At 47.9% G+C, this 25,191-nt stretch carries 24 protein-coding genes; 10 read left to right on the top strand and 14 right to left on the bottom strand.

From position 1 onward, the window contains the following. The first annotated feature begins 7 nt into the window (after nucleotides 1-7). Nucleotides 8-493 carry a DUF6436 domain-containing protein gene (locus LG288_RS00660; protein ID WP_404401022.1) on the top strand — a complete coding sequence of 162 codons (486 nt, stop codon included), beginning with the start codon at nucleotides 8-10 and terminating at the stop codon, nucleotides 491-493. Here the strand turns inward: LG288_RS00660 and LG288_RS00655 are convergent. Next, nucleotides 465-3,011 carry a putative bifunctional diguanylate cyclase/phosphodiesterase gene (locus LG288_RS00655; RefSeq protein ID WP_404401020.1) on the bottom strand — a complete coding sequence of 849 codons (2,547 nt, stop codon included), beginning with the start codon at nucleotides 3,009-3,011 and terminating at the stop codon, nucleotides 465-467. The genes LG288_RS00660 and LG288_RS00655 overlap by 29 nt on opposite strands. Nucleotides 3,012-3,084: 73 nt before the next feature. Then, a complete protein-coding gene (locus LG288_RS00650) occupies nucleotides 3,085-3,960 on the bottom strand; it encodes an EamA family transporter (protein WP_404401018.1) in 876 nt (291 codons plus the stop codon). A gap of 151 nt (nucleotides 3,961-4,111) precedes the next feature. Between LG288_RS00650 and LG288_RS00645 the strand changes: the two genes are divergently transcribed. From LG288_RS00645 to LG288_RS00635, 3 genes are all read left to right on the top strand, one after another. After that, on the top strand, nucleotides 4,112-4,849 hold the full coding sequence (locus LG288_RS00645) for an SDR family oxidoreductase (protein WP_404401015.1): 738 nt from the start codon (nucleotides 4,112-4,114) through the stop codon (nucleotides 4,847-4,849). Between the two features lie 112 nt (nucleotides 4,850-4,961). Continuing rightward, nucleotides 4,962-5,258, top strand: a complete 297-nt coding sequence (locus LG288_RS00640) for a hypothetical protein (protein WP_404401013.1) — start codon at nucleotides 4,962-4,964, stop codon at nucleotides 5,256-5,258. A gap of 90 nt (nucleotides 5,259-5,348) precedes the next feature. Beyond that, a complete protein-coding gene (locus LG288_RS00635; RefSeq protein ID WP_404401011.1) occupies nucleotides 5,349-6,632 on the top strand; it encodes a hypothetical protein in 1,284 nt (427 codons plus the stop codon). A gap of 12 nt (nucleotides 6,633-6,644) precedes the next feature. Here LG288_RS00635 and LG288_RS00630 read toward each other — a convergent pair whose 3' ends face one another. Then, nucleotides 6,645-6,839, bottom strand: coding sequence for a hypothetical protein (locus tag LG288_RS00630; RefSeq protein WP_404401009.1), 195 nt, complete (start codon nucleotides 6,837-6,839; stop codon nucleotides 6,645-6,647). 190 nt (nucleotides 6,840-7,029) lie between these two features. On the opposite strand from LG288_RS00630, the gene LG288_RS00625 reads away from it, so the two are divergent. Beyond that, a complete protein-coding gene (locus LG288_RS00625) occupies nucleotides 7,030-8,613 on the top strand; it encodes an ABC-F family ATPase (RefSeq protein WP_404401007.1) in 1,584 nt (527 codons plus the stop codon). Here the strand turns inward: LG288_RS00625 and trxC are convergent. From trxC to LG288_RS00600, 5 genes are read right to left on the bottom strand one after another with little or no spacing between them, the layout of a single operon-like run. Continuing rightward, on the bottom strand, nucleotides 8,610-9,032 hold the full coding sequence (trxC, locus tag LG288_RS00620) for a thioredoxin TrxC (RefSeq protein ID WP_404401005.1): 423 nt from the start codon (nucleotides 9,030-9,032) through the stop codon (nucleotides 8,610-8,612). The genes LG288_RS00625 and trxC overlap by 4 nt on opposite strands. After that, on the bottom strand, nucleotides 9,025-9,816 hold the full coding sequence (locus tag LG288_RS00615; protein ID WP_404401003.1) for a PhzF family phenazine biosynthesis protein: 792 nt from the start codon (nucleotides 9,814-9,816) through the stop codon (nucleotides 9,025-9,027). Before LG288_RS00615 ends, trxC begins: the two co-directional genes overlap by 8 nt. 18 nt (nucleotides 9,817-9,834) lie before the next feature. After that, the gene (gene egtD / locus LG288_RS00610; protein WP_404401001.1) at nucleotides 9,835-10,767 is read right to left on the bottom strand and encodes an L-histidine N(alpha)-methyltransferase; all 933 of its coding nucleotides are present in this window, start codon (nucleotides 10,765-10,767) and stop codon (nucleotides 9,835-9,837) included. Between the two features lie 21 nt (nucleotides 10,768-10,788). Beyond that, nucleotides 10,789-12,072 carry an ergothioneine biosynthesis protein EgtB gene (egtB, locus tag LG288_RS00605; protein ID WP_404400999.1) on the bottom strand — a complete coding sequence of 428 codons (1,284 nt, stop codon included), beginning with the start codon at nucleotides 12,070-12,072 and terminating at the stop codon, nucleotides 10,789-10,791. Nucleotides 12,073-12,093: 21 nt separating this feature from the next. Then, complete coding sequence (locus LG288_RS00600) at nucleotides 12,094-12,837, bottom strand: ZIP family metal transporter (protein ID WP_404400997.1); 744 nt, start codon at nucleotides 12,835-12,837, stop codon at nucleotides 12,094-12,096. Nucleotides 12,838-12,994: 157 nt separating this feature from the next. Here LG288_RS00600 and LG288_RS00595 point away from each other — a divergent pair, with 157 nt between their 5' ends. Genes LG288_RS00595 through LG288_RS00585 form a run of 3 tightly spaced genes read left to right on the top strand, consistent with a single transcriptional unit; the run spans nucleotide 12,995 to nucleotide 14,431 of the window. Next, nucleotides 12,995-13,585 (top strand): hypothetical protein, encoded by a 591-nt coding sequence (locus LG288_RS00595; RefSeq protein WP_404400995.1) that lies wholly within the window; start codon nucleotides 12,995-12,997, stop codon nucleotides 13,583-13,585. A gap of 50 nt (nucleotides 13,586-13,635) precedes the next feature. Next, entirely contained in the window at nucleotides 13,636-13,965 is a 330-nt protein-coding gene (locus tag LG288_RS00590) for an alcohol dehydrogenase catalytic domain-containing protein (RefSeq protein WP_404400993.1), read from the top strand. Beyond that, nucleotides 13,922-14,431 (top strand): zinc-binding dehydrogenase, encoded by a 510-nt coding sequence (locus LG288_RS00585; protein WP_404400991.1) that lies wholly within the window; start codon nucleotides 13,922-13,924, stop codon nucleotides 14,429-14,431. The genes LG288_RS00590 and LG288_RS00585 overlap by 44 nt, the downstream gene beginning before the upstream one ends. A 7-nt stretch (nucleotides 14,432-14,438) precedes the next feature. Here the strand turns inward: LG288_RS00585 and LG288_RS00580 are convergent, their stop codons facing one another. Together LG288_RS00580 and LG288_RS00575 are read right to left on the bottom strand one after the other, a co-directional pair. Next, on the bottom strand, nucleotides 14,439-15,551 hold the full coding sequence (locus LG288_RS00580) for a PepSY-associated TM helix domain-containing protein (RefSeq protein ID WP_404400989.1): 1,113 nt from the start codon (nucleotides 15,549-15,551) through the stop codon (nucleotides 14,439-14,441). A gap of 3 nt (nucleotides 15,552-15,554) precedes the next feature. Further along, nucleotides 15,555-17,708 (bottom strand): TonB-dependent siderophore receptor, encoded by a 2,154-nt coding sequence (locus LG288_RS00575; RefSeq protein WP_404400987.1) that lies wholly within the window; start codon nucleotides 17,706-17,708, stop codon nucleotides 15,555-15,557. Between the two features lie 215 nt (nucleotides 17,709-17,923). Between LG288_RS00575 and LG288_RS00570 the strand changes: the two genes are divergently transcribed. Both LG288_RS00570 and LG288_RS00565 read left to right on the top strand, forming a co-directional pair. Next, nucleotides 17,924-19,969, top strand: coding sequence for a S9 family peptidase (locus tag LG288_RS00570; RefSeq protein ID WP_404400985.1), 2,046 nt, complete (start codon nucleotides 17,924-17,926; stop codon nucleotides 19,967-19,969). Then, the gene (locus tag LG288_RS00565) at nucleotides 19,953-20,888 is read left to right on the top strand and encodes a retropepsin-like aspartic protease (RefSeq protein WP_404400983.1); all 936 of its coding nucleotides are present in this window, start codon (nucleotides 19,953-19,955) and stop codon (nucleotides 20,886-20,888) included. Before LG288_RS00570 ends, LG288_RS00565 begins: the two co-directional genes overlap by 17 nt. Before the next feature lie 50 nt (nucleotides 20,889-20,938). Here the strand turns inward: LG288_RS00565 and LG288_RS00560 are convergent, their stop codons facing one another. The 4 genes from LG288_RS00560 to LG288_RS00545 form a co-directional block, all read right to left on the bottom strand. Beyond that, complete coding sequence (locus LG288_RS00560; protein WP_404400981.1) at nucleotides 20,939-22,249, bottom strand: APC family permease; 1,311 nt, start codon at nucleotides 22,247-22,249, stop codon at nucleotides 20,939-20,941. Nucleotides 22,250-22,347: 98 nt separating this feature from the next. Beyond that, nucleotides 22,348-22,698 carry a copper resistance protein CopC gene (locus tag LG288_RS00555; RefSeq protein ID WP_404400979.1) on the bottom strand — a complete coding sequence of 117 codons (351 nt, stop codon included), beginning with the start codon at nucleotides 22,696-22,698 and terminating at the stop codon, nucleotides 22,348-22,350. A gap of 17 nt (nucleotides 22,699-22,715) precedes the next feature. Then, nucleotides 22,716-23,459 carry a copper resistance protein B gene (locus LG288_RS00550; RefSeq protein WP_404400977.1) on the bottom strand — a complete coding sequence of 248 codons (744 nt, stop codon included), beginning with the start codon at nucleotides 23,457-23,459 and terminating at the stop codon, nucleotides 22,716-22,718. An 11-nt stretch (nucleotides 23,460-23,470) separates the two neighbouring features. Continuing rightward, a complete protein-coding gene (locus LG288_RS00545) occupies nucleotides 23,471-25,171 on the bottom strand; it encodes a copper resistance system multicopper oxidase (RefSeq protein ID WP_404400975.1) in 1,701 nt (566 codons plus the stop codon). Nucleotides 25,172-25,191: the final 20 nt, after the last annotated feature.

The raw sequence follows: 25,191 nt of genomic DNA, 5'->3' as shown, positions 1-25,191 counted from the left end.
TGCTTAGGTGTTAAATCAACGCAAAAAAAATTGGCTAAGCTGGACGGTAATTGCCGTCTGGCTTATTGCCACCTCAGTGTTTTTATTCTGGTGGCGGTTTGCGGATTTCGGGATTTTTGACCAACAGTCCGAATGGCTCGATCAAGCCCCCAGCCGGGTCAATGTAACCGGCGATGTGATCTTCCATGTCCGCAGTGGCTGCCTCTGCGATCCGCTGGCCGACCGTCATGATAAGCTCATTCAACAGTATGACCAATATCAGCAACGGCGAGTTAAACCAGCCGAGATGGAAGCGCTGGGGATTCCGGTACCCGCAACCCCGATGCTGGTCATTGTTGAGCAGGGCAAGGTAATCTACTCGGGACCCTATGCGACGGGACCAACCTGTAGCCCTGAGCAAAGCTTTTTACCCCAGCTGCTGGACAGTGAACGCCGCATCACAACACCCTGGTACAACGGCAATGTTAAGGCTTGTCGTTGTGTGCTTGAATAAGCGTAATCAAGTCATTTACAGGCAACGGCTTAGAAAAATAATAGCCCTGCAGGCGTAAGTTACTGAATTTGGAGAAAAACTCAGCACTGCTTTCCGTTTCGATACCTTCAACAACTGCCGTTTTATCCAACTTGTGACACATATTGATCATCGCTTCCAATAAGTCCCGATCGCTACCCTCTGATTCAATACCAAAAGTGAAAGCCCGGTCAATTTTGACAATGTCTGCTGGCTGACGTGATAAATAGGACAAGCTGGAAAAACCAGTACCAAAGTCATCGATAGCAATATGAAAGCCCTTATCACGAAGAGACTGTAACAGTTTTTCGATACTGCCCTCGTCTAGCTCAACAGTTTCGGTTAGCTCGAGGGTCAGCTGGCCCGGCTTAAGATTAAAATTATCCACCTGGCGCAGCAAAAAAGGCCCAAACTCGCCGCGTTGAAACTGCTGTGGTGATACATTGATGGCTACGGTTAATGCTTGCAGATCCGGATTTTCACTAATGTCTTTAAATACCTTCTTTACCACCTGTTCGCCTAGCTGCATGACCTGTCCCGTATCTTCTGCAATCGGAATAAAGTCTGCGGGCGAGATAAAGTCACCATTAAGGCGCCACCGAACTAAACTCTCAACACTGACCAATTTATGATCTGATGCTCGATAGATGGGCTGGTAAAATACTTCCAGCTGGTCATTATTCATTGCACTTTGTAGCTGATTACGTAAGCGGACGCGTTTTTCAAATTGGTCCGACATCGGCTGTTGGAAGAAACAGTACTGATTACCGCCTGTTTTTTTTGCAACAGACATGGCAATATCTGCCTGTTGCACCAGCGTTTCTGTTGAAACGGACATCTGGCAGGAGACCGCCACGCCGGCGCTAGCGGTTAGATGAATTTCTAAACCATCAATATGATAAACCTCAGCAAGAGCATGCAATATCGACTGCACCTCCTTTTTCAGTTGGTAAGCGACGGTGTCTTTATAGTACAAAATGAATTCATCGTTACTAAAGCGGGCAATAACGTCTGAAAACTTGCCATTTTCCTGAATTCGTTTCGCCGCCTGGAACAACACTTGATCACCAATATTATGCCCTAAGCTGTCGTTAATCGGGTTAAAACCATCCAGATTAACGAAAATTGCGGCACGGCGGCACCCTTCACACGCCAGACTTAACTCGGTTGATTGCTGGTTGAAAGCATCCCTTCTTAACAGACCCGTGATGTCATCAAACCGCGCCATAAGAGCCAACTTGCGGCTTTCTACCCTGAGTTGTTTTTTGGTATCTGCCATAACGATAAAGATCATGGCAAAAGCCGCTGTTAACCAAAGCATTAACTGATAAAAGCGTGCGGTTGTTTCTAATTTGCTGTAGTCGACCATAAAGCTATAAAACGTATGGTCAATGCTATTGAGCAGTCGTACCGTGGCAGAGACACCATGAGCATAGCGATCTTGCAATTGCGCCAGAGTAACCGTCTTATTACTCTCACCATGCATAGAAATTAAAGTCTGAGGACCAAAAGACATGTAAGTACGCACCATATCCAAATAATCCACATAATCACGTGCTACCAGGTCGTTCATATCCAGTAACGCCAGTATCTGATACTTTTCCTCGTTTTGGGAGTGGACAATAGGGATAGACACCATAATAACAGGTACCGACGTTTCCATTGATGCGGCATTTGCAGCCAAGCGAATTTGTTCGGCCGGTTCGGCTAGCCAGTCCTCTACTGCGGTGCTATCCAGGAGGCCCTGACGATTAAAGCTTTTAGCAAATTCAGAGTCCGAAACGATATTCAGCTTGTCATCATAAAGAATCATACCCTCTATAATTTCATAATCCTCGATATATCGTGCCATATCGATAGCACTAACGGTAACGAAAGCTTCGGCGTCCAAATTATCCAGCCGTGATTTTATTCGCCCTAAGGCTTTTTGTTGATCATCCAGTTTTTCGTTAATCATCGAGCCAATCAACTGAATCTTTTGCCGCGCATTATCAGAATGCTGATTAATGCTGCTAAAGGAGATACTGAACCATACTAAAACTCCGATACTGACGATACCTGCGGCCGTGATCAAGGTTGGCCGGGAAACATCTAAATCCAAATCTGGGTAGCGCAGGCGCACAGCCAGCCCGGAAAAAAATGCCAGCACAACAATAGCCGCGATAGCTAAATTGAATGGATTGCGAAATAAATCCGGTTCCGGCTTTGGTAATAAGCCCCAGAGTATGGCCTGCAGGTACAAAAATGCGATAAAGCCCAGAGCCGTCACATACGGGCAAAGTCTGGTCAGTCTGGGCGGCGAGCGGTGTGAAGCAATAAGCAGTAAAATTACAGCAAATGCTAAGGACACAAAAACCAGCAGCATTGGTATTACACTCATTAGCTGGCTATCTGCAGTCAATAAGCGTTCAAAGACACCAAGTAAACCAACCCATACAAAAAAGATAATCAGGCTGGCGTAGGTTTTATTTGCGGCAGACTGAGTAAACGTGAAGGGCATCTATTTTTACCTTAATTGCACTTTCTGCAATTGCTTAAAGTCTAAAAAATTCCGTCTGCCGGCGGATCGCATCCTAGCGGTAATCTTTTGAACTGACACTCAGGGCCGTTACAGTAAATAAAATGAGTCCCATACCCACAAGCTGAATACCGGCTAATGTTTCGCTTAACAGCAGCACACCAAACAGTGAGGCAGTGACCGGCTCTACCATGGCGACTATCGAAGCGACAGCCGGAGCCGTTTGTCGTAATCCCATAATATAAAGTATGAAGGATATGCCTCCACCAAGCAGGCCCAAAAGCAGAAACAGGGCTAGGTCCGGCGAGCCAATCACGTCCGTCAGCTCTCCGGGGTTAATCAATACCCCACAGGTTACAACCAGTGCTGTAAAAGCAATAACCAAAATCGACTGGGCACTACCGTAGTGAGTAGCATATTTGAAACCAAAAATAAATAACGCAAGGGACATGCCGGACGCCAACCCAGCAGCGACACCCACCTGAGTCACACCGCCAGCGTCAACTTGGTATACCTGTGTTAACAGTATGATGCCCACCATGACCAAAACAATAGCCAGCCACTTAACCGGGGTTGCTTTCTCAAGCCCCAGAGCAAAAGATACCAGGTAGACAAAAACTGGTGCGCAATACATCAGTGTCACCGCAATAGAGACACTGCCCTCAGCGATGCTGACAAAATAAAAAACAAAGTTACCGGCAACGCCTAAGCCGGCAACTAGAGACCAGAACCAAAGCTGAAGATATTGAAAACCGTGGCCAGAAGGTTGCAAAACTAACCAGCAGAAAACGATCAGCAGGCCGATAGCACCGCGATAAAAAGCGACGACCAGAGCGCTCCAGCCATTTTCCAGCAAAACGCCGCCAATACCTCCTGACAGTCCCCAAAACAGCGCGGCAAGGACGACAAATAGTACCCCTTTGTTACTCATCTTGACTCCCAACCAACGGTGGGTAAGTGACTTCATGGCACTTTTGATTGCTTAAGCTATGCTTAAAAAATAGCGTTTCTGGTTTAAAAGGCAATACCGTCTATCGTATTGCCCAATCTCTGGGATTATTTTTTTTAAAAAGGAGTAGAACATGTCCGAAGTTAATGAAAAGGTCGTTATCATTACTGGTGCCAGCAGTGGCCTGGGCGAAGCTACGGCTAAAATGCTGGCCAGCAAAGGCGCCAGGCTAGTATTAGCAGCCCGTCGCGAAGAGCGACTGAAAAAGCTTGTTGAGCACATTAAAGAACAGGGTGGCGAAGCAATTTACCGGACTGTTGACGTCACTTACCGGGATCAGGTTGAGGCCCTTGCCGAGGCAGCCAGAAACGAGTTTGGCCGAATTGATGTGTTAATTAACAATGCTGGCTTAATGCCCCTTGCCCCCTTGGATGAGGTGAAAGTAGACGAATGGGATCAAATGATAGACGTCAATATTAAAGGCGTCATGTATGGTGTCGGCGCGGTATTACCAACCATGCGGAAACAAAAAAGTGGCCATATTATTAATCTGTCTTCCGTTGCGGGACACGTTGTGTTCCCCGGTTCCGCCGTTTATTGTGCGACTAAATTTGCCGTAAAAGCAATAAGCGAAGGCATTCGGCAGGAATCTGAGGGAGAAATACGGGCAACAAATATATCGCCGGGCGCGGTGGCTACTGAGCTAACCGACCACATCAGCGACAAGGAATCAAAAGAAATGGCCGAAGACTTGTATGAAGATGCCATTGATTCCGACGCTATTGCCCGCGCCATAACCTTTGCGATTGAGCAACCTGCAGAAGTGGATGTCAACGAGATGATCATCCGCCCGACCAAGCAAGAACTCTAGCCACCCGCTAGCGAGCAGAAGCGGCTAACTTGCACGCTTCTGCTCAGCGTCTATGTTTAACTTTATCGGAACAGCAAGTTACCGATCGTCAAATATCAACATCGGAGGAGTTATGAACACTAAAACTTTAGTTGCTTTAAGTTCTTTCGCCTTTTTTGCGGCTCCATCTTTAGCCCAAAACCCGTACACGCAAAACGACGATACCTGGATTCAAATCGACGGCGAGGTAACCTCAGTTTCAGCGGACAGTTTTTTGCTGGATTATGGAGATGGGGTAGTTACTGTCGAAATGGATGATGGGGACCGGGATGCCGACGGTTATAAACTGATGCAGGGCGACAAAGTGTCCGTTGCCGGTACCGTCGATGATGAGTTTTATGAGGCGACCACCATAGTGGACAACGAATAAGTGCTACGATATTGGTTTAATAAGGGCCACTGGTGTGCCCCTCAAACCTGCCAAAAGTTAATCACTAGGCCTGATTAAGGCTTGAAATAAATGCCTGAAATAAGTCTTCACTCGCTTAACTCTGCAAACTGGTTTCTTAACCTTATATCCGTATTTGTCACTATTACGGTTGTGACGTTTCTTTTCCTTCCAAAGGTCCGTGACTCTAATCTTTGGCGGGCAACAGCTACACCGCTCGCTTCTATTATCGGAAGTGGCTTTCTGATTGTTGCACCGTTATTAGCAGTCACAGTTGGAGCCTGGGCCACAGCAGCTATTATTGCCATATTAGCACTGGCTTTTTTGGTGGGCAAAGCAGTTCGCTATAATATAAATTATATTGAGCCTTTAACCGAAACAAGCCAGCAAACAACATACAAAGCGCTGACATGGGCAGGTGAACTGGCTAAGCTAGTTTTAGCTTTCGCCTATATAATCGCCATTACGTTTTATCTTGAGTTACTAGGAGCTTTTTTCCTACGACTGTTTGGGTATGAGAACCCGGTCGCCCAGAAAGCAATCGCCAGTGCTCTGCTGATCTTTATCGGACTTTTCGGTTGGCTACGAGGTCTCAAATTACTTGAAGATCTTGAGGAGTACTCAGTTAACGTTAAATTGGCCATTATTGGCGCTTTACTAGTAGCGTTGATTGTTTTTAATGCGGAACTGCTTTTTACCAATACTTGGCAGGCACCGCAACTTGAAACTTCATTTAATCTCGAGACTTTACGTACGCTACTGGGTATCTTTTTGATTGTTCAGGGTTTTGAAACTTCGCGCTATTTGCGTGGTGACTACCCCGCTAACCTGCGCATTAAAACTATGCGCTACGGGCAACTGATTGCTGCAGCTATCTACATTTGCTTTATTGCGCTAGCGACAACACTTTTCGACCAGTTTGAAACGGTCAGTGAAACCGGAGTAATCGATTTATCTGCCGAAATTGCCTTCATCCTTCCCTGGCTATTAGTTATCGCAGCGGTAATGAGTCAGTTCTCGGCAGCTGTAGCAGATATGATTGGCTCTGGGGGGCTTATCGAAGAAGCATCCGATAATAGAGTCTCAAAGCACATTGCTTACTTAACAGTGGCGATTTTAGCAGTCGGCTTATTGTGGTCAACGAACATCTTTTCAATTGTCACTTACGCCTCTCGGGCTTTTGCTTTGTATTACGCGCTGCAATGTTTGATCGCAGCCATTCATGCGCTGGGCCCTGTGGGTAGCGAACGCCGCCTAGCCCAAGGGCTAGGCTTTGCATTCCTTGTCGTTGCGATGTTGGCTATTGCGTTCTTCGCCATCCCCGTAACAACTGCAGGACACTCGCTGGGCCATTAGGCTTTAAAGCCCTTATTTATCATCCTGACTACGCTGCTCCGGCGCTATTTGCTTGTCTTTCTGTGAATGATTACCTTTCGCGGGATTCGGGCCGCTTTGATCTTCGCGCCGTTGGTTCTCTTTATCTTGTTGGGACTGCAACTGACGCTTCTCTTCTTCGGTTAAATCCTGCTCATTTTTCTTTTCCGAACTCATTGGTCCTGTCATAACACTTCCTTACTCGTTAAGAGGGTTTAAGAGCATTTTTTTGTTTACGCATTTTAAGTATAGCAAACCATGGCAGAATGCAATGTGAGTTCTCTCTCGCCGAAAAATCTGAGTTTTAATGCAACTTCTTTTGTAATCTGGGGCTAAAACACGTAGATTACGCGCCTATTTTTTGTTCGGGTGCTTAATCGTGATTTCTGCTGCAAACATTACCATGCAATTTGGTGCAAAACCTCTTTTTGAAAATATCTCTGTTAAATTTGGCGAAGGGAACAAGTACGGCTTAATCGGCGCCAATGGCTGTGGTAAATCCACCTTCATGCGAATTTTGAGTGGCGAGCTAGAACCCTCTGCCGGCAATATCTCTATTGAACCCAACATGCGTGTCGGCAAACTACGACAGGATCAGTTTGCTTACGAACAGTTCAGCGTTATTGACACTGTTATTATGGGACACGAAGAACTCTGGCAAGTAAAAGCCGAACGCGATCGTATTTACAGTCTGGCCGAAATGAGCGAAGAAGAAGGTATGCGGGTAGCCGACCTGGAAGTCGAGTTTGCCGAGTTTGATGGCTATACCGCGGAGTCGCGGGCCGGCGAGTTGCTGCTTGGCCTCGGCATTCCACTTGAAGCTCACTTTGGCCCGATGAGCGAAATAGCGCCAGGGGTTAAATTACGTGTTCTGTTAGCGCAGGTGCTATTTTCTGAGCCCGATATCATGCTGTTGGACGAACCAACCAACAACCTGGATATTCATACTATCCAGTGGCTGGAGAATGTTCTTAACGAACGCCAGGCAACCATGATTATAATTTCACACGATCGTCACTTTCTGAACAGTGTCTGCACTCACATGGCAGATATTGATTACGGCGAACTTCGGGTTTACCCGGGTAATTACGATCAATACATGTTTGCGGCCACTCAGGCGCGCGAGCAATTACTTAATGAAAATACCAAAAAGAAAGAAAAAATTGCTGAACTGCAGCAATTTGTAAGCCGCTTCTCGGCCAATGCATCAAAAGCGAAACAAGCCACCTCGCGGGCGCGACAAATCGAGAAAATTGAGTTGGCCGAAGTTAAAGCCTCCAGCCGGGTGAGCCCTTACATTCGTTTTGAACAAGAGAAAAAGCTTTACCGCATAGCGCTGGAAATGAAGGATGTGAATAAATCATTCGGTGACTTACAGGTACTTAATAATTTGCAGGCGATGATCGAAGTAGGCGAAAAGGTCGCCATTTTAGGTGCCAACGGGATTGGTAAAACCACCCTGTTAAAAAGCTTAATTGGCCAGCATGCGTGTGACAGTGGCCTGATAAAATGGTCCGAAAATGCCAGTATCGGCTATTATGCACAGGATCACGCCGATTGGTTTAAAGACAAAATCAGTGTATTTGACTGGATGAGTCAATGGCGACAGCCCCACCATGATGAGCAAGCCATCCGCGGAGTGTTGGGACGGATGTTGTTCTCTCAGGACGACATCTATAAACCAGTAACAGCCCTGTCGGGTGGAGAAAAAGGCCGCATGATCTTTGGTAAGCTAATCATGCAGCGTCCCAATATTCTGCTTATGGATGAACCCACTAACCATTTGGATATGGAGTCCATCGAAGCTCTGAACTTGGCCCTTGAAAATTACGACGGTACCTTATTGTTTGTTAGTCATGACCGCGAATTCGTCTCCTCGCTGGCCACTCGGATTATCGAGCTAACTGATCAAGGTATGCGTGACTTTTCGGGCACTTATGATGACTACTTGCGCCAACATTAAATTATCCACTGTTTAAGCTGGGCCGCGGACATGACCCCGGCCTGCCGGGCAACTTCCTGGCCATTTTTTATTAGCAGCGTTGTTGGAATACTTCTGACAGCGTATTGCTGAGCCAGATGCGGTTCGGTTTCGGTACTGATCTTTAAAAACCGGGCAGCAAACGGCATTTGTTTAGCCGCTTGCTCAAAATGTGGGCCATATTGCTGACATGGGCCGCACCAGCTGGCCCAGAAGTCGACGACCAGAGGCAGATCGGCACTCTGGTGGGCGCGGAACTGATCACTGTTAACAGCGACAACTTCGCCACTAAACAAGGCTGCTTTACAATGTCCGCAGATCGCCGCCGAATCCTTCTTATCACTGGCTATGCGATTTTTCTTATGGCATGAAGGACACGCTACAATCATTTTTTCATCCATAGTTTTTGCCTCCCACAGCGGTCCGGCCCCTGACTAAAACCTGCCGGCCAATTGATTTAAGGTATAGACACCCGCCTGCCGGCGAGCACTGATTAACTTCAAACAGCTGGCGCAGGAACTGACGGGGATAATGACGTCTGAGGTATCCTGCTGCCTGCACGCAGGCCGAACCAGTTGCTGCGTCTTCCGCCGGCCCATACTGAGGCGCGAAGTACCTTAATTGTAAGGCTCCCGAACAAGGCCTGTAGATCACAATCAGTGCGCGTCGGCTGAACTGACACAACAGTTTAGTGTTAATATGTAAATGTGCGAGCGGCTGGCCGGTTTCTAACAGCACATAATCATTACGGCCGCCACAATAGCTTCCATTAATAATCCGTTGCCGAACCACTTGTTGCCAAAATTTAACCCTTGTTAAGGGCCTTTGCGTTAACGGCGTATCACGATAATAGGCCGAGCGCTGATCAAAACCCAGGCTGACTTCGCCGGCTTTGGTTATTAAGCATTGCTCAGAGGAAATCGGACGCAGCCTTTCACTGACATAAGCGATGATAGCAAGATTACCCGAACCACACCGTTTAACTGGCCTGCCTTCGTTATAAAACTGCGCTTGTAACGGCGCTTTTATACCGCCACTTAATAGAATAATGTTTGCAGTTTTTTGGTACTTAACCGGCAAACCACACCTGCCAGTTTCCCGTCGAAAGACAATACGGTGCCGGTTACCAGCCGCACCGGGTCCGTAAAAAACATCCACTGGACAAGGCTCTTGATTGGCAGTCATCGGCTAAGCAGCCCTTTTTTAGCCTTTGTTATGTAAAAGTATGACAGCAAAAAGGCCTCCTGGCGCCAGCCATACCTTTTCACTATCCCAGCCGGCCTTAATCGCTAGCTCCTCAAACTCCTCAGGATCATACTTATAAGAGTTTTCGGTATGAATTGTCTCGCCCTGCTTAAACTCAAAATGTTCGCCACTGATCTCCACTTGCTGAGATACCCGGCTACGCAAGTGCATTTCGATACGACCTAACTGCTGATTAAAGATTGCGTCATGTTCGAACTGATCAAGATTAAAGTCTGCGCCAAGTTCCCGGTTCATGCGAACGAGAATGTTCTTGTTAAACTCCGCCGTAATGTTTTTGCTGTCGTTGTATGCAGCCTCAAGCAACTGTCGGTCTTTCTTAGTGTCGATTCCCAGCAACATGTAGCTGTCTTTGCCCAGTGTGGTACGGGCATTTTTTAAAAAATCCCGAGCGCCTTCCGGTTCAAAATTGCCAATCGTCGAGCCGGGGAAGAAGCCCACCGAGGTTGCATCGCTTAGTTGCAGCTTTATGGGCTGGGTAAAGTCTCCCTGCGCCACTTTTATCGACAGCTGCGGGAAAGATTGCGACAACTCAGCTGAAGCGTGCTTAAGATGTTCACCCGATATATCAATGGCAACAAACTGCTGAATCATGGGCAGTTCCTGCAGTAACGGCTTAACCTTATGCAAAGAGCCGGCGCCAAATTCTACCAACTGAATCCTGTTTACCAGCCGGCTTTTAAAATAGGACTTTAAGTCGCGGGCCACTTCAGGCAGCAAAGCCAGCTCGGTTCGGTAAGGGTAATATTCATCAAGCTCGCAAATGAGGTCGAAATACTTTGAACCCTGTTGATCGTAAAAGTATTTAGGTGACAGTGCTTTTTGCGGTAATCGTAACCCCGACAAAACATCCTGCAAAAAAGCATTGCTCATAAATCTCCCGGTCATTAGATTTTATTTGGCCAAGCGCAGGCTGGTAAATTGCCAGCGCTGGTGCGCATAAAAAAAGTTACGGTAAGTTAAACGCATTTGTTGCGCAGCCGTGGCACATGAGCCGCCGCGCAAAACCCACTGATTAGCCATAAACTTGCCGTTGTATTCCGCCAGTGCTCCGTCCGGCACACTAAACCCCGGATACGGAATGAATGGGCTTTGCGTCCATTCCCAGGCGTCTCCGAACATTTGCTTTACAGACTTGCCATCGCCGCACACCGGTTGCGGCAGATTATGCCCTTGTTCAAGAAAGTTGCCTTCCGTTTCAACGAACTGGGCGGCGTACTCCCATTCAAACTCCGTTGGTAAGCGGCAACCGCGCCAGCGCGCAAAGGCCTCGGCTTCGTAGTAACTAATATGGCAAACCGGAGCCGCCAAGTCTAATAATTCACGCTTGTGGTTTTTTATGGTAAACCACTGCCCGTCAATTTGCTGCCAATACAACGGAGATTGCCAGCCTTCTTTTTGGACTGTTGCCCAACCATCAGACAGCCAAAGCCTGGGTCGCTGGTAACCATCGTCTGCCATAAAATCCAGCCACTCGGCATTAGTAACCAGGCGTTCACACAGGCTAAACTCCGGAACAAAAACCTGATGGCGCGGCTGTTCGCAATCATAAGCAAAACAGGACTCGGCATTAGTGCCAATAAAAGCCAGTCCCCCTTTAAACGGCAAAAATTCTGGCTCTTTTTCGCTATTAGCAGCACTCTTTGAGTGCTCTGCTGTCGTCCCGGCCTGACTTAACGCGTAAGGGTTAAGAGACAGCGCATGTTTAATATCAGTTTGTAGTAGCTCCTGATGTTGCATCTCGTGGTGCAGGCCAATGGTAACCGCCGCCTCAATATCTGCCGTAGACGACTGTAATAGCTGCAGCATGGCCTCATCGACATACTGTCGGTAACCTGCTACCTGTTGCAGAGACGGCCGGGACAGTATCCCGCGCAACGGGCGTGGATGACGATCGCCGACGGTTTCATAGTAAGAATTAAATAAGTACTGATACGCTTCGTCGTACGACTGATAACCGGCTAAATGCGGCTGTAGTAAAAAGGTTTCAAAAAACCAGGTGGTATGAGCGAGGTGCCACTTAGCCGGACTGGCATCGGGCATCGACTGCAACATCATATCCTCTGCACTTAACCCCTGAGTTAGCTCCATGGTCTGCTTACGTACCTGCTGGTACTGGCTGATCAGCTGTTTTCTGGATGAGCCTTCATGATCGCAAGAGCGCGCAGCGTCTGACATAAAGTAAGCTCCTGTAGTCGGTTACTGTATAGAAATCTGAAATAGGGTCATGCATAAAAAAGCAAAAACGACAATTAAACCGATAGTTGCCGGCTCAAGCTCCTTACTGGCATCAGGTAAAAGCTCGGCAAATATCATCCAAATCATAGCACCAGCTGCCAAACCTAAGCCGATGGGAAGAAAGGGTTTGAAAATACTGACAAATAAAAACGCGGGAATCGCCAACAATGGCTGCGGCAGGCTGCTAAAAATACTCCAGCCACTGGCTTTTATTACGCTAATCCCCCGCGGTACCAGAATAAGAGAAATAGCCAGACCTTCAGGAATATTATGTACCGCAATCGCTGCGGTAATAAAAATTCCCAGCTCTTCGCCACCGCCATAGGAAACGCCAACTCCAATACCTTCGGCAAAAGAGTGCGCTGTCATTACCCCCACAATGAGTAAAGCTTTTTTTGCATCCGCCTCATTTAATTCGCTGACATCGGGGCCGCCTTTCTGATCAATCCAGCGAAACGCCCAATAAACAAGAACCAGACCAATGAGGATGCCGGCTGCAGTCAGCCACTGATCTTTTCTCATGCCTTCTTCGATAAGCCCATGGCTTGCCGCCAGCATCAATCCGGAAGCCGTTGCTGCGCCAATGCTGAGCCACTTTTTACCAATATTTTTACTAAAGGCCAGCGGTATGGCGCCCAGACCAGTGGTCAAAGCGGTAATCAACGCCGCAAAAAAGACCGTTAGTAGTGTAACTTCTAATGCCATCCTGGCTCCCCGACTTTCTCTGGCTACCCATCACTATATATAGCGTGTCGCAGACTGCAAATACGAAAATTTGCACCGCTAATTTAATGTGTTGCTGTTTTTTGTATAAGCTTAACTCATGACTAACCTTAGTACAGATGAACAAAGGGCGGGTTATATGGCAGGACAGCAGCGAATTCCTTTATGGCTGAAAATCGCCTACACCATAATGACACTAATCATTATACCGGTTTACTGGCATAGGCTTGGGCCGACTAACTTTTTATGGTTTTCGGATATAGCTCTGATTCTTATGGTGCCGGCACTTTGGCTGGAAAACCGCTTAATTGCCAGTACCATGGCAGTTGCCGTGCTGCTGCTGGAGCTCTCCTGGGCTGCTGATTTTTTCTCTGGCGGACAACTGACTCAGGTAGCTCTATATATGTTTAAGGATGATACTGCCGGGCTAATTAAGTTATTATCAGCGACTTTTCACTTGGCCTTACCGCCAGTGCTGCTGCTGATGCTGATAAAGTACGGCTACGACAAGCGGGCTTACCCGCTGCAGATTATTATCGCGTTAATCGTCATACCGCTAACTTATCTTCTTAGCGGGCCAGAGCAAAATATTAATTGGGTGTATGGTTTCGGTGAACAGCGTACTTCCTTATCGCCGCTGGTTTATCTTCCTTTGCTGACGGCTGGCTTTATCCTGCTGATTTATACGCCGTCACATTTTATTTTTAAACGCCTGTTTCCGCCTCACTAAAAAAAAATATTTTAACGATATAAACCAGTATATATTTCAGGGAGTTTCCAATGACTGAATCACGTTTTGTAGCGGCCGTTTTTCATGCAAATAAGCAAGAGGCACAGCTGGAAAAAATTTGTGAGCCGTCGCTGCGTGATGATGAAGTACTGGTGCGTCTGACGGCGACAGGGGTCTGTCATACTGACATAAGCGTCCGTGATGGCTCTGTTGAGTTACCAGCCCCGTTTGTTCTGGGGCATGAGGGGGCCGGAATTGTAGAGCGCGTCGGCAGTCACGTTTCTTCTGTAGCGCCGGGTGATCCCGTTGTTATTAGTTTTAATTTTTGTGGTGCCTGTGCGAATTGCCGTAAAGGCTTGTCGGCCTATTGTCGTCATTGAGCCAAATGCAGAACGGCGCAAACTGGCCCTGGAGCTTGGCGCACACCATGTGATCGATCCTGCCGGCAGTGAGTCTGTGCAGGATAAAATCAGCGCGGTAACGGCCGGGTCAGTGGATACAGCCCTGGATACCAGTGGCGTTACCGAGGTGATCGAGCAGGTACTCGAAGCGCTTGCTCTGCGTGGTAAGCTCGCCATTGTTACCGCTGCCGCCAATGATGCGGTGCTTCCCGTTAATCTGGGAGCACTGCTAAAGCGCGGCATTTCGATCCGCGGCGTAACTCAGGGCGATAGTCAGCCGCAGCAGTTCATCCCGCAACTCGTTGAGCTAATTATGGAGGGCCGCTTCCCGCTGCAGAAGCTGGTCCGCTTTTACTCTCTCGACGAGATTAATAGCGCGCTTGCAGATCAGCAAAACGGGGTAACAATAAAACCCATTATCCGGTTATCTGAACCCCGGTCTTAGCCGACTTTTATGATCGTGATTTTCGCGCTCGCTTAGAGCGCCGTTGCCACCAAAGATAGCCGCCTGTAACGGCAAGCAACAGTGGGACCAGACCCACTACGCACCAGATGATTTTAGTCGTCAAGCCGGCAAATGTGCCAAAATGCAGCCGCCTGGTACTATCCAGTGTTTTCGCCAAAACTCCTTGCTCGTTCAGGTTATAGGTACTCAGGTACTCACCGGTTTGGGCATCAAAGTTAACCACACTGCCATAGTTGCTCAGCAATGGATTGGCTGTCGGTGCGCGACCAAATACCGTAAACGGAAATTCCGGCTCATACGGAAACAACAGGTAAGTAGGATTAAACCCGTCTATGTAGTCACGACTATTCTCTACCAACGCATCAATATTAACTGAGTCGGCATACAGACGTTCCTGCATGATGTGATGCTGTTCGCCGGCACTGTGCTCTTTCCACTCCTCGTAGTAGATTAAGCCGCTATAGTAGCCGCCGGTTATACCAATAACTAATAGGATAGGTGACGCTAGAGTACCCCCCATTTTATGTAGATCGCTAAATACCACTAACAAGCGCTGATCCCAGCGGAGGGTAAACAGGCGGGCCCAAAATCGCCGGTAGATAACCAACCCGGAGATCCCCATAAAAACCAAAAATATTGACAGTACAAAGCTGATAATAACACCCAGCTGTTCTTCCAGCCCGTCGATGTCATTCAGTAGCAAAGTGTAGTGCAGCTCTACCAGCCAGTCGGTCAGATAATGTCCCGACTCAGTCGGCTGACTAAGAAGCTCACCCGTATAAGGGTTTAGATGAGCCTTATGCCATTCGTCAGTACCCTCTTTTATCACAAAAATCCGATCAGCTTCGGAATATCCCGCGGGAAAGATCTCCCAGCTGCCAATTTCATAATCGGGCAGCTGATGGTTAATCCGATCGGTCAGCACATCAAAGGGCATGCGCTCACGCCCGTTAGCGTCGACGGTTGCCAATTCTGGCATCAACCACGCGTCCAGTTCAGTTTTGAACACCACAATGCTGCCAGTCAGACAGACAATAAGAAACGGGATCATTAATATGATCCCGGTCCAACCATGAATTTTATGGAGTTGTTTTTTCATAGATTAAAAGCTGTATTTGACCGTTGCTGAATAGTTTGCAGGCGCGCCATAAAAACCTTGTGCCCAGTACAAACTGTTCAAGTATTTTTCGTCGGTCAGGTTATAGCCATTAATCCGAACACTCAGGTTGTCGGTAACCTGATAGCTCGCCATTAGCCCCAACAAGCCATAAGCCGGCTGGCGGGTAACAATGGTTTCACCAGTGTTGGCGTACATATCACCCACTGGACCCTGTGCGCGCGAGGTCTTATCCTGCCATTGATAAGAGGCGCCAATTTTTAGTTGCGGCAATGTCGGCAACTGGTAAGTCAGTGAGGTACGGAATAGCTTTTCTGGCGTGTAATCTTCGATCAAGCTATCGCCATCGACATCAAACACCGTTGCTGACACGCTACCCTGCAAACCTTCAATAATTTGCCCCGCCAATGACAACTCAATACCATCACTGCTGACGCCGTCGGCTGCACGATAAACGGGCTCCGGAACATCCGTTTCAGGATTCACCGCGTCACCGTCGCTGACTGCCAGGTTGTCCTGCTCGACATTAAAATAAGCCGCGGTCAGTAAGGCGGATTGGTTAAAAACCTCAGCCTTAATACCGATCTCTGAGTTTTTACCGGTTAACGGATCCAAACGCTCGAAATTACGATTCACTTCAGTCTGTGCAACAAAAGTTTCAGTATAAGAGGCGTAGGTTGTGATAGCGTCATTGACGTTGTAGGTGACACCGAAATAAGGAATAAACTGCGCATCATCACGGGTTTGATCGACACCGTAGCCCACTCCGTCAGTAGTAAAGTCATTATAACGGCCGCCCACTAACACTTTAAAATCATTCGTCAAAGCGAATCGAGCCTGGCCGTATATTGCTTTTTGCGTATTGTCGATAACACTTCCCGACTGGCCGTCAGTAAATTCCGGTAACGGGGTATCACCATTCCACTCATCCAGCGCCGGCATTACCGGGAAGCCATTGCCAGTGTGGAAGTCATACAAAGAGGAATCAACATAATCCAGGCGCGAATAATTGGCGCCAATTACCACCTCATGTAGTTGACCCCAGGCAGAGAAGCTCCCATTGACATAGACGTCCAGCATATCCTGCTCATCATCCAGATCGTATTCGCTGCCATAGCCAATCAGGCCCAGACCGGTTTCCGGATCCAGGCCTGCTTGTGCATCAGCCAGATAGGTATAAAACAGCTGACTATCTTCGTCAGTACGGACACGATTGTAGGCTGCACGCAAAGCCCATTGATCGGACAGAGCGGCTTCAAAATCGATAAAGCTGCGGCTTTCGCTCACATCCCAGAAAGACCAGTCAGCAGCAATATTGGTTGACTCATCAAAATTGGTTGCTGTGCCGTCGCCGTAATAGAGCGTTAAAGCACCCCACATATTGCCATCTGAGTCACTCCGGGTTTCACTGTGGCCAACTGTCAGTAACGCATTGTCAGTTAACGCGAAATCCGCCACGGCATAAAACACCTGAGTATCATTTTCGTAGCGGTCTAAATAAGACTCACCACTGTCCGTTGCAGCAACAAAGCGCCCGCGAATACGGTCGTTAAACTTACCCGAGGCATCCAGCTCAACACGCTGCTGACTCCAGGAGCCTAGCTGTCCCTTTAAGCTGACTTGAGTGTCGGAAGTTGGCCGCTTACGAACCATATTGATCGTCGCTGCCGGACTGCCGACCCCGGTCATAATGCCGTTTGCGCCATGAACCACTTCGACACGTTCATAAAGCGCCGTATCAATCCGGCCATGAGTGTTACTGTTGATCAACGGCAGGCCAAGGCCGTCAATCTGAAAGTTATTCAACTCGAAGCCACGCGAGGTATAGTACACACGATCAGTTTCGACGTTTTCGACATTAACCGCCGCGGCACTTTCGATAACTGAATTCATATCATTCAAGCCAAAGTCTTCAATTTGCTCGCGGGTAATGACGGTGATCGTTTGCGGGGTTTCCTGAATACTTAAATCAAGCTTAGTTGCCCCTTCCGCCGCCGAAGTGCGATAGCCTTGTTCCTTTTCACCAGTTACTTTCAGGCGCTCCATTACCTGTTCGGTCTGTTGAGGGCTTTCGGCAAGGACACTTAGTGGCAAGCCAGTTAATGCTAAAGATAATGCGATTTTTGACAGTTTGTTCACAGACAACCTCAGTTATGTTTGCACAAAAATAATTGGCGCAAAAGATAATACAAATGAGATTGATTCGCAATACGGTAATGGCTTTTTTATTTGCCCATAACGATTTCACGGCTCCAGAATGTTCTTTGTTATCATCGGATCAACAATTGATTGATAATTGACCAGCGGTTTGCTAATAATTTAAACACCCCGTCTTGGACAATAAAGAAAATAATATGAAAAAACACATTCTGATCGCCGCGCTTGCGTTAACAACTGGCTTCGCCGCGTTTGCGAAGGAGCCAATAAAAACCGAGCAGTGGCTCGACTTTGAACGGCCAGGCAATGTTCAACTTTCTCCCGATGCCAGTCTGGTACTTTACACACGAAACGGAATCGATGCTTTTAACGACAAATCCCGCAGTGAGGTCTGGCAAGTCAAGCCAGATGGGTCAAAGCACGCTTTTTTACTAAAAGGCAGTAACGTAAAGTGGTCGCCGGAAGGAGATCGCATCGCCTATGTCTCTGCCGGTGATAATGACTCAGCACAATTATTTGTTCGCTATATGGACAGCACTGAAGCAACGTCTCAGATTACTCATCATGCATTGCAGCCCCGCAATTATGCCTGGTCTCCAGACGGTAAACACATTGCCTATATTGCAAGAACGATTAAAAGCAATAAGTGGAGCATGGAGTTACCTGGCAAGCCACCCGGTGCACAATGGAATGAAGACCCCTACGTAATGGATACGCTTCACTATCGTCAAGATCGCGTTGGGATGACCAATACCGGCTTTGATCACCTTTTTGTGGTGCCAGCTGACGGTGGAACCCCACGACAACTCACCGAAGGTGAGTGGAATGTATCCATGCGCCGAATTGGGGGCATCGCTACCGGAGGCGAAGTATCATGGAGCGCTGACGGAGAGTATCTTTATTTTGACGGGCAACCCCGCGAAGATGCGGATATTGATGTTTTTAAATCTCTCATTTATCGCGTAAAACTGTCTTCCGGTGAAGTAGAACCTATCACTCCGGAAGAAGGTTACTACCACTCACCCTCGGTATCTCCTGACGGTAAGCATGTCGCTTATATCGGGGCTCCGGAATGGGCAGAAGATACCTATCGCCACACGCACTTATATATTATGGATGCTGATGGTAGTAATCAGCGTCGCTTGGTTGGCGATCTGGCCGGTCCACCAGAAACTGTCTTGTGGGGCTCAAACTCAGAAGCTGTATACTTTACCTACGGGAAGCACGGCAGTGTCAACGTACATCGCACCAACTTAGCTGGCAAAGTAGAGTCGATAACCTCGGGTGAACAAGTTGTCCAGCTGGACTCCATCGCAAATGACGGAACATTAGGCTACACACGCTCAGCCGGGCAGCAGCCTGCAGACGTTTATATCGGCGCTAACGCCGTTTCGCAACAATTGACTAAACTTAACGAAGACATCTTTGCCAACAGCAATTTTGGCGAAGTCAGGGAGATTTGGTTCGATAGCACCGATGATACCCGCGTACAAGGCTGGATGGTGATGCCACCAGATTATCAGGAAGGTAAACGCTATCCCATGGTGTTATATATACATGGCGGCCCACACGCTATGTATAACAACGGCTTTAACTTTACCTTTCAGGATTTTGCTGCGAACGGCTACGTAGTGTTATATACCAACCCCCGGGGTAGCACAGGTTATGGCGCCGAGTTCGCTAACGCCATTCAGGGGATGTATCCCGGCCCTCGGGATGGAGCGGATTTGCTTAATGGCGTCGATGCCGCTATCGACACCGGAGCCGTTGATCCGAATCGCTTATTTGTAACCGGTTGCTCAGGCGGCGGCGTTTTAACAACGTACTTAGTGGCTGTTACGGATCGATTTAAAAGCGCAGTCTCACGTTGCCCGGTTACCAGCTGGATCGCTATGGCGGGCTACTCTGACGTGCCGGCTTGGGTTCACCGCTTTTTCGATGAGCCTTTTTGGGAAAATCCCGAAGATTGGCTAAAAGACTCTACTCTGCAAATGGTGGGTAAAGTCAATACACCAGTGCTGTTAATGACAGGCGACAAAGATCTCAGAACACCCTTTGAAGAGGCAGAACAATACTTTTCAGCGCTAAAAATCCGCGGGGTACCAACCCGTTTAGTCGCTATGAAGGGCGAGTATCACGGAACAGGGTCAATTCCTTCAAATTATTTGCGCACTCAGTTAATGACTCGGGACTGGTTTGAGAAATATGATCCGGAACTAAAAGCTAATGATAACGACAATTAGCAATGTGTTAAATCTTCGGTTCGGCCTGCTGTCTGCCGCCTTGTTACTTTTTATGACCGCCTCTGCCTTTGCGGCAGAGTCGGTTCGTCTTCCCATTAGCTATTTGGAGGAGCGCATCCTTGTCCCCATCCAAATCGAAGGGGCTGGAAAACATTACTTCATTCTCGACACCGCCGCTGGAAAGTCCGTAATCTCTAGCAGTCTGCGTGACAAACTGAGCCTTGCTGCTGCGGATATCGACCAGCTTGAGGTTCAGGGAGCAACCGGCTCGATAGTGATGGAAGTAGTTACACTGCGAGGGCTGAAGCTAGCCCACCTGGCTGTGGACGACGTGAATGCGGTAGTCGCTGATGTCAGCGCGTTCCGTGAATATAATGGTCGGCAAGTCGAAGGTATTCTGGGGGTTGATGTGCTGTCTCGCTTTGATGTCGCAATTGATGTACCCGGCGCAGCCCTCACGCTTTTCCAAAGTCCAGCTTCCTACTCGGATTTAGGTGTCAGTGAACTTGGCCTCGACTTTCACGCCGGTATTCAGCCAGGTTTCGTACAATTTAATGTGATGCTCGACGGCCAACCTGTTGCCGCCGTACTCGATAGTGCTGCGCGCGTTGGTACTCTTAATTGGCGCTCAGCTAGCCTTGCCGGGCTATCGACGGAAAGCAATGAAGTCGCCATAAAAGAAGGCGGATCCCGCGGCATCGATGGTCGTGGCACAGAAAGCTACACCGCTGCGGTTAGCAATCTATGCATCGGATCGCGCTGCTACCCGGCAATGAATGTTAAAATTGCGGATTTACCTGTATTCGAAGTACTTGGCATCGCCGATGGTCCCGCTATGCTGGTGGGCGCCGCTTTCATCGCCGAATGCCCGACTCTGATCGCCTATTCAACCGAGACTTTGCACCTTTGTGCTGATTAATCGGCGTTTTTGCTATAGCTGGCTCTGGCAGACGCCCACAAAAGTCCAGATCATCGCTTTTTACGTAAAAACAGCACTTCGCCAGCTGCTATCAGTGCCATTCCTATTAGTGACGCCCATATAACAAGTGGATCACTGTTCCATTTTATCCAGACAAAAGCGACCAAGACGATAATATCCAACACTATGGCACTAAGTAGTATATAAATATTGGCATTAACCTCGTGCCTGAGATGCCTTAGCACTCCCCAATGAATAGCTATATCCATAACAATATAAAAAATCGCACCGAGCGAAGCTATCCGGCTTAAATCGAAAAATACTGACAGGACCATTGCCATGACAATGGTATAAACAAGCGTATGCTTTTGGATTGTCCCCGGCATACCAAAGTGACTGTGCGGCACCAACTTCATATTCGTTAGCATTGCCAACATTCTGGACACCGCGAAAGCGCTGGCTATAACGCCAGAAACAGTTGCCACTATTGCGAACGCTACAGTCACCCATAGCCCGACTTCGCCATAAACTGGCTTTGCCGCCTCAGCAAGAGAGTAATCTTTTGCTTTAACAATTTCACTGATCGATAAGCTAGAGCCAACGGCAAGTGTGACTAAAACGTAAATGCCGGTACACATTACCAATGAGATAATAATAGCTCGCCCGACATTTTTCTTCGGCTCGACAATTTCACCCCCACTGTTCGTTATAGTTGTGAAACCTTTATACGCCAGGATGCTCAAAGCAATACCTGCTAAAACCCCACCTGTTGTTGCTTCTTCTGGAAGAACAGAAATTGACTCAAATTGGACACCCGAAGCCCAAAGACCCCCAGCGGCTAAAACCACCAGGCCTGCCGCTTTCACAAATGCCATGAAAAAAGAAAAAGTTTGAATAAACTCATTACTTAAAATATTGATGAGGAAAGCAAAAAGCAATAAAGCAACAGCCAGTAGCGGAATAAGCCATTGCCCATCAAAAGGAATAAGTTGGCTGGTATAAGAAGCAAACGTTCGCGCGACCAAGCTCTCGTTGATCACCATGGAAAAATACATTAGAAGTGCGAATATAGCCGTCACACTTCCTTTTCCATAAGCCTTACTGAGAAACATAGCAATACCGCCAGCGGACGGGTAGGCTTTGGCAAGCTTTACATATGAATAGGCACTAAAGCCAGCGATAATGCCGCCGCAAACAAAGGCAAGCACAAACCATTCTCTTGCCAGTTGAGCAACCTGGCCCGTAAGTGCGAAGATACCAGCCCCAATCATAACACCAGTACCAAGCGATACGGCTCCCCACAGGCTTAAGCTGTTTTTATGATAGTCCTCGCTGCGGTTTTCATGATCATGCTCTGCCATCACTAGCTCCTTTTTTTAGCTAAGTGTAGCTGTGATAACCGCATTCAACCAAAGTATAGAAGCCAGTATAAGAATACTGGCCACAGCCCATAGGGTCATTATTTCACCGTAAAACTAAAGTCACCTGATATTTTATGACTGTCGCCGCCCATAGCTGTCCAGTAAACGGTGTAACCGCCTGCTGATAAGTCGTTTTTAACCGCTATATCGTACGAAGTTTTCGGTGTCATATTCATTGAAAAATCAATCGGGTGCATTTTACCATCGTCAGAATGCAGCATGACGTTAGCCAGACGCACCTCGTCGGAAAAACTCATAGCGATTTCCGTTGGCGCTTCGGATAACGTTGCGCCATCCTCAGGAGTACTGGCGGTAAGGTCGACGTGCGCATTTGCCCAGGCACTAAAGAAAAAGGCAGTAATAAATACCAATTTAAGTAAATTTTTCATGTTGTTTCCTCAATAGTTTAAAACCAAACTCTGGCGCCTATGACCCAGCCTGTTTCAGTGGTGTCTTGGTCCATATGTTCAAGTCGGTCTGCAGTATTCCCCAATGCAGAGTTCCAGTAAACCCCAATATAAGGCGCGAACTCACGACTGAACTCATGACGATAGCGCAAGCCAACACGCAAATTGCTGAACCCACTTTGCCGCTGGTACTCTTCCGATTCGGTCAGATTTGCCGTTAGCTCAACACGCGGCTGCAGGTAAGATGTCTGAGTCAGTTGCCATTCATACTCTGTTTCGCTGACAAACTGTACATCTCCCTCTTCGTTAAGCATCAACGAGTTATCCATCTCAAACCAATAGGGTGCCAACCCCATAAAGCTGACAACGGCATAGTTTTCCATTGAACTATCGGATGATAGTTCTCCTCGGGTACCGATGCCCACCTGAAGCGACCAAAAAGCGGAAACCAGATAGCCATACATCAACTCTGCGCTTTCAAGATGAGTTGGCTTTCCATCATCTTGAATATTCTCACCCTCACTTTTAAATACAACACGATGATAGTCCCCGCCGTACCAGGCCATCATGTCCCAGACAGCAGCATTTTTTTCTTCATCAGTCCGCGAGATTTCCAGTCGATCAAATAAGACCTGGCCGGTATAATATTCTTTTATCGGTTCGGGCCAGTCTTCTTCTGCGTGGCCAGCCAGCGCGACTCCAGGTAATAGCGCCGCGCCAACTAATAGTAATTTAGCGAACATAGTCTTTCTCCTTATGCGACATTGACCACACGAAACATGCCCGCCTTCATATGGTAGAGCAGATGGCAGTGAAACGCCCAGCTGCCGAGGGCATCAGCCGATATCAGTAGCGATACTTTTTCACTCGGTTTAAGACTAATCGTGTGTTTGCGTGGGCGTGGATATTGTCCATTTTCCAGCTCCATCCACATACCATGCAAATGTATCGGGTGATCCATCATGGTATCGTTCACCATCACCAGTCTCAGGCGCTCGCCATGATAAAACTGAACTGGGCCGTCAACCTCCGTAAACGTTGTGCCATCAAACGACCACATATACCGCTCCATATTGCCGGTTAAATGCAGTTCAATTTGACGCTCGGGCTCCCGGGTGTCCGGCCACTCTTGTGCCCCAACGAGGTCGGTATAAACCAGTACTTTATGGTCAACATCCTCCAGCCCTATTCCTGGCTCGTGCAGACGACTCGTTGGATTCGCCGCAATCATAGCTGCGGCTGCTCCATGACCACCTTCACTGTGCTCAATTTTTATATTTTCGACCGGGAGCTCTTTCTTGTGGCTCATTTTGTGTTTCATGTGACCGCTGCCCATGCCCATTGCTGCCATACCCCGTTCAGGTGTCGGCCGTAGCTTAGGAACGGCTGCTTCAAGGCCAATTTCTGGTGTTAATGTGCCCCGGACATAACCGCTGCGATCAAAGCTTTCCGCAAAAATCGTGTAAGCCTTGTTATCCTTGGGCTGAACAATGACATCATAGGTCTCAGCAACACCGATACGGAACTCGTCAACGGGCACCGGTTTAACGGGCTGGCCATCTGCTGCCACTACGGTCATTTCAAGACCGGGAATACGAACGTCAAAAAAGCTCATAGCCGAGCCGTTGATAATACGAAGTCGTACTTTCTCACCCGGCTTGAACAATGCTGACCAGTTCATTGCAGAATCACGACCATTCATAAGGTAGGTGTAGGTACTACCGGTCACATCAGCTATATCGCGGGGACTCATGCGCATCTGTCCCCACATTTCACGTTGCTTCCAGGTTTTTTCCAGACCTTGCTGACGAATATCTTCAAAAGTCTCGGCTATCGTTCGTTTTTGGTAGTTATAATAGCCTTCGGCAACTTTCAAGTTGCGAAACACTTCATCCGGATCAGCAAATGTCCAGTCGCTAAGAATAATGGTGTGCTCTCGATCAGCTCCGAGGTCACCGTCTTTGGGCTCAATAACTAAAGGGCCTAAGTGTCCGAGCTGTTCTTGCAAGCCAGAGTGGCTGTGATACCAATAGGTTCCGTTTTGTTCAACGTCATACCGGTATTTAAAGGTTCGGCCTGGTTTTATTCCCTCAAATGAGACTCCCGGTACGCCATCCATGTTTTCAGGCAAGATAATGCCATGCCAGTGGATAGAAGTGTCTTCAGATAACCTGTTTGTCACATTTAGCTTGGCTCGCTGGCCCTCTTGTAAACGAATCAGAGGGCCCGGCATTTGTCCGTTAATGGTTATCGGTCTGCCAACCTTATTGCCAACCAGTAAAGAAGACTTCGCAATAGTCAGGTCAATTTCATCGGTTGTCAGAATTTGATCTTTAAAGTTGCGCCCCTGAGGCGTAGCCCATGTCGGAGCTACCTTGGCAATCGCTAACGCGGATGCCACAGTAAATGCGGACTTGATAAATGTTCGACGACCTTTATTACACTCGGTACTCATTTTTACTCTCCATTACTGAT

Source organism: Idiomarina seosinensis (assembly GCF_044797955.1).
Taxonomy (GTDB): Bacteria; Pseudomonadota; Gammaproteobacteria; order Enterobacterales; family Alteromonadaceae; genus Idiomarina; species Idiomarina seosinensis_A.
This window is presented reverse-complemented; position numbering and strand designations above follow the sequence as displayed.

Bases quoted from the DNA above. Each gene is read 5' to 3' on its own strand.
- LG288_RS00655 (WP_404401020.1), bottom strand. From the start codon at position 3,011: ATGCCCTTCACGTTTACTCAGTCTGCCGCAAATAAAACCTACGCCAGC.
- LG288_RS00650 (WP_404401018.1), bottom strand. From the start codon at position 3,960: ATGAGTAACAAAGGGGTACTATTTGTCGTCCTTGCCGCGCTGTTTTGG.
- LG288_RS00645 (WP_404401015.1), top strand. From the start codon at position 4,112: ATGTCCGAAGTTAATGAAAAGGTCGTTATCATTACTGGTGCCAGCAGT.
- LG288_RS00640 (WP_404401013.1), top strand. From the start codon at position 4,962: ATGAACACTAAAACTTTAGTTGCTTTAAGTTCTTTCGCCTTTTTTGCG.
- LG288_RS00635 (WP_404401011.1), top strand. From the start codon at position 5,349: ATGCCTGAAATAAGTCTTCACTCGCTTAACTCTGCAAACTGGTTTCTT.
- LG288_RS00630 (WP_404401009.1), bottom strand. From the start codon at position 6,839: ATGACAGGACCAATGAGTTCGGAAAAGAAAAATGAGCAGGATTTAACC.
- trxC (WP_404401005.1), bottom strand. From the start codon at position 9,032: ATGGATGAAAAAATGATTGTAGCGTGTCCTTCATGCCATAAGAAAAAT.
- LG288_RS00615 (WP_404401003.1), bottom strand. From the start codon at position 9,816: ATGACTGCCAATCAAGAGCCTTGTCCAGTGGATGTTTTTTACGGACCC.
- egtD (WP_404401001.1), bottom strand. From the start codon at position 10,767: ATGAGCAATGCTTTTTTGCAGGATGTTTTGTCGGGGTTACGATTACCG.
- egtB (WP_404400999.1), bottom strand. From the start codon at position 12,072: ATGTCAGACGCTGCGCGCTCTTGCGATCATGAAGGCTCATCCAGAAAA.
- LG288_RS00600 (WP_404400997.1), bottom strand. From the start codon at position 12,837: ATGGCATTAGAAGTTACACTACTAACGGTCTTTTTTGCGGCGTTGATT.
- LG288_RS00595 (WP_404400995.1), top strand. From the start codon at position 12,995: ATGGCAGGACAGCAGCGAATTCCTTTATGGCTGAAAATCGCCTACACC.
- LG288_RS00590 (WP_404400993.1), top strand. From the start codon at position 13,636: ATGACTGAATCACGTTTTGTAGCGGCCGTTTTTCATGCAAATAAGCAA.
- LG288_RS00580 (WP_404400989.1), bottom strand. From the start codon at position 15,551: ATGAAAAAACAACTCCATAAAATTCATGGTTGGACCGGGATCATATTA.
- LG288_RS00570 (WP_404400985.1), top strand. From the start codon at position 17,924: ATGAAAAAACACATTCTGATCGCCGCGCTTGCGTTAACAACTGGCTTC.
- LG288_RS00565 (WP_404400983.1), top strand. From the start codon at position 19,953: ATGATAACGACAATTAGCAATGTGTTAAATCTTCGGTTCGGCCTGCTG.
- LG288_RS00560 (WP_404400981.1), bottom strand. From the start codon at position 22,249: ATGGCAGAGCATGATCATGAAAACCGCAGCGAGGACTATCATAAAAAC.
- LG288_RS00555 (WP_404400979.1), bottom strand. From the start codon at position 22,698: ATGAAAAATTTACTTAAATTGGTATTTATTACTGCCTTTTTCTTTAGT.
- LG288_RS00550 (WP_404400977.1), bottom strand. From the start codon at position 23,459: ATGTTCGCTAAATTACTATTAGTTGGCGCGGCGCTATTACCTGGAGTC.
- LG288_RS00545 (WP_404400975.1), bottom strand. From the start codon at position 25,171: ATGAGTACCGAGTGTAATAAAGGTCGTCGAACATTTATCAAGTCCGCA.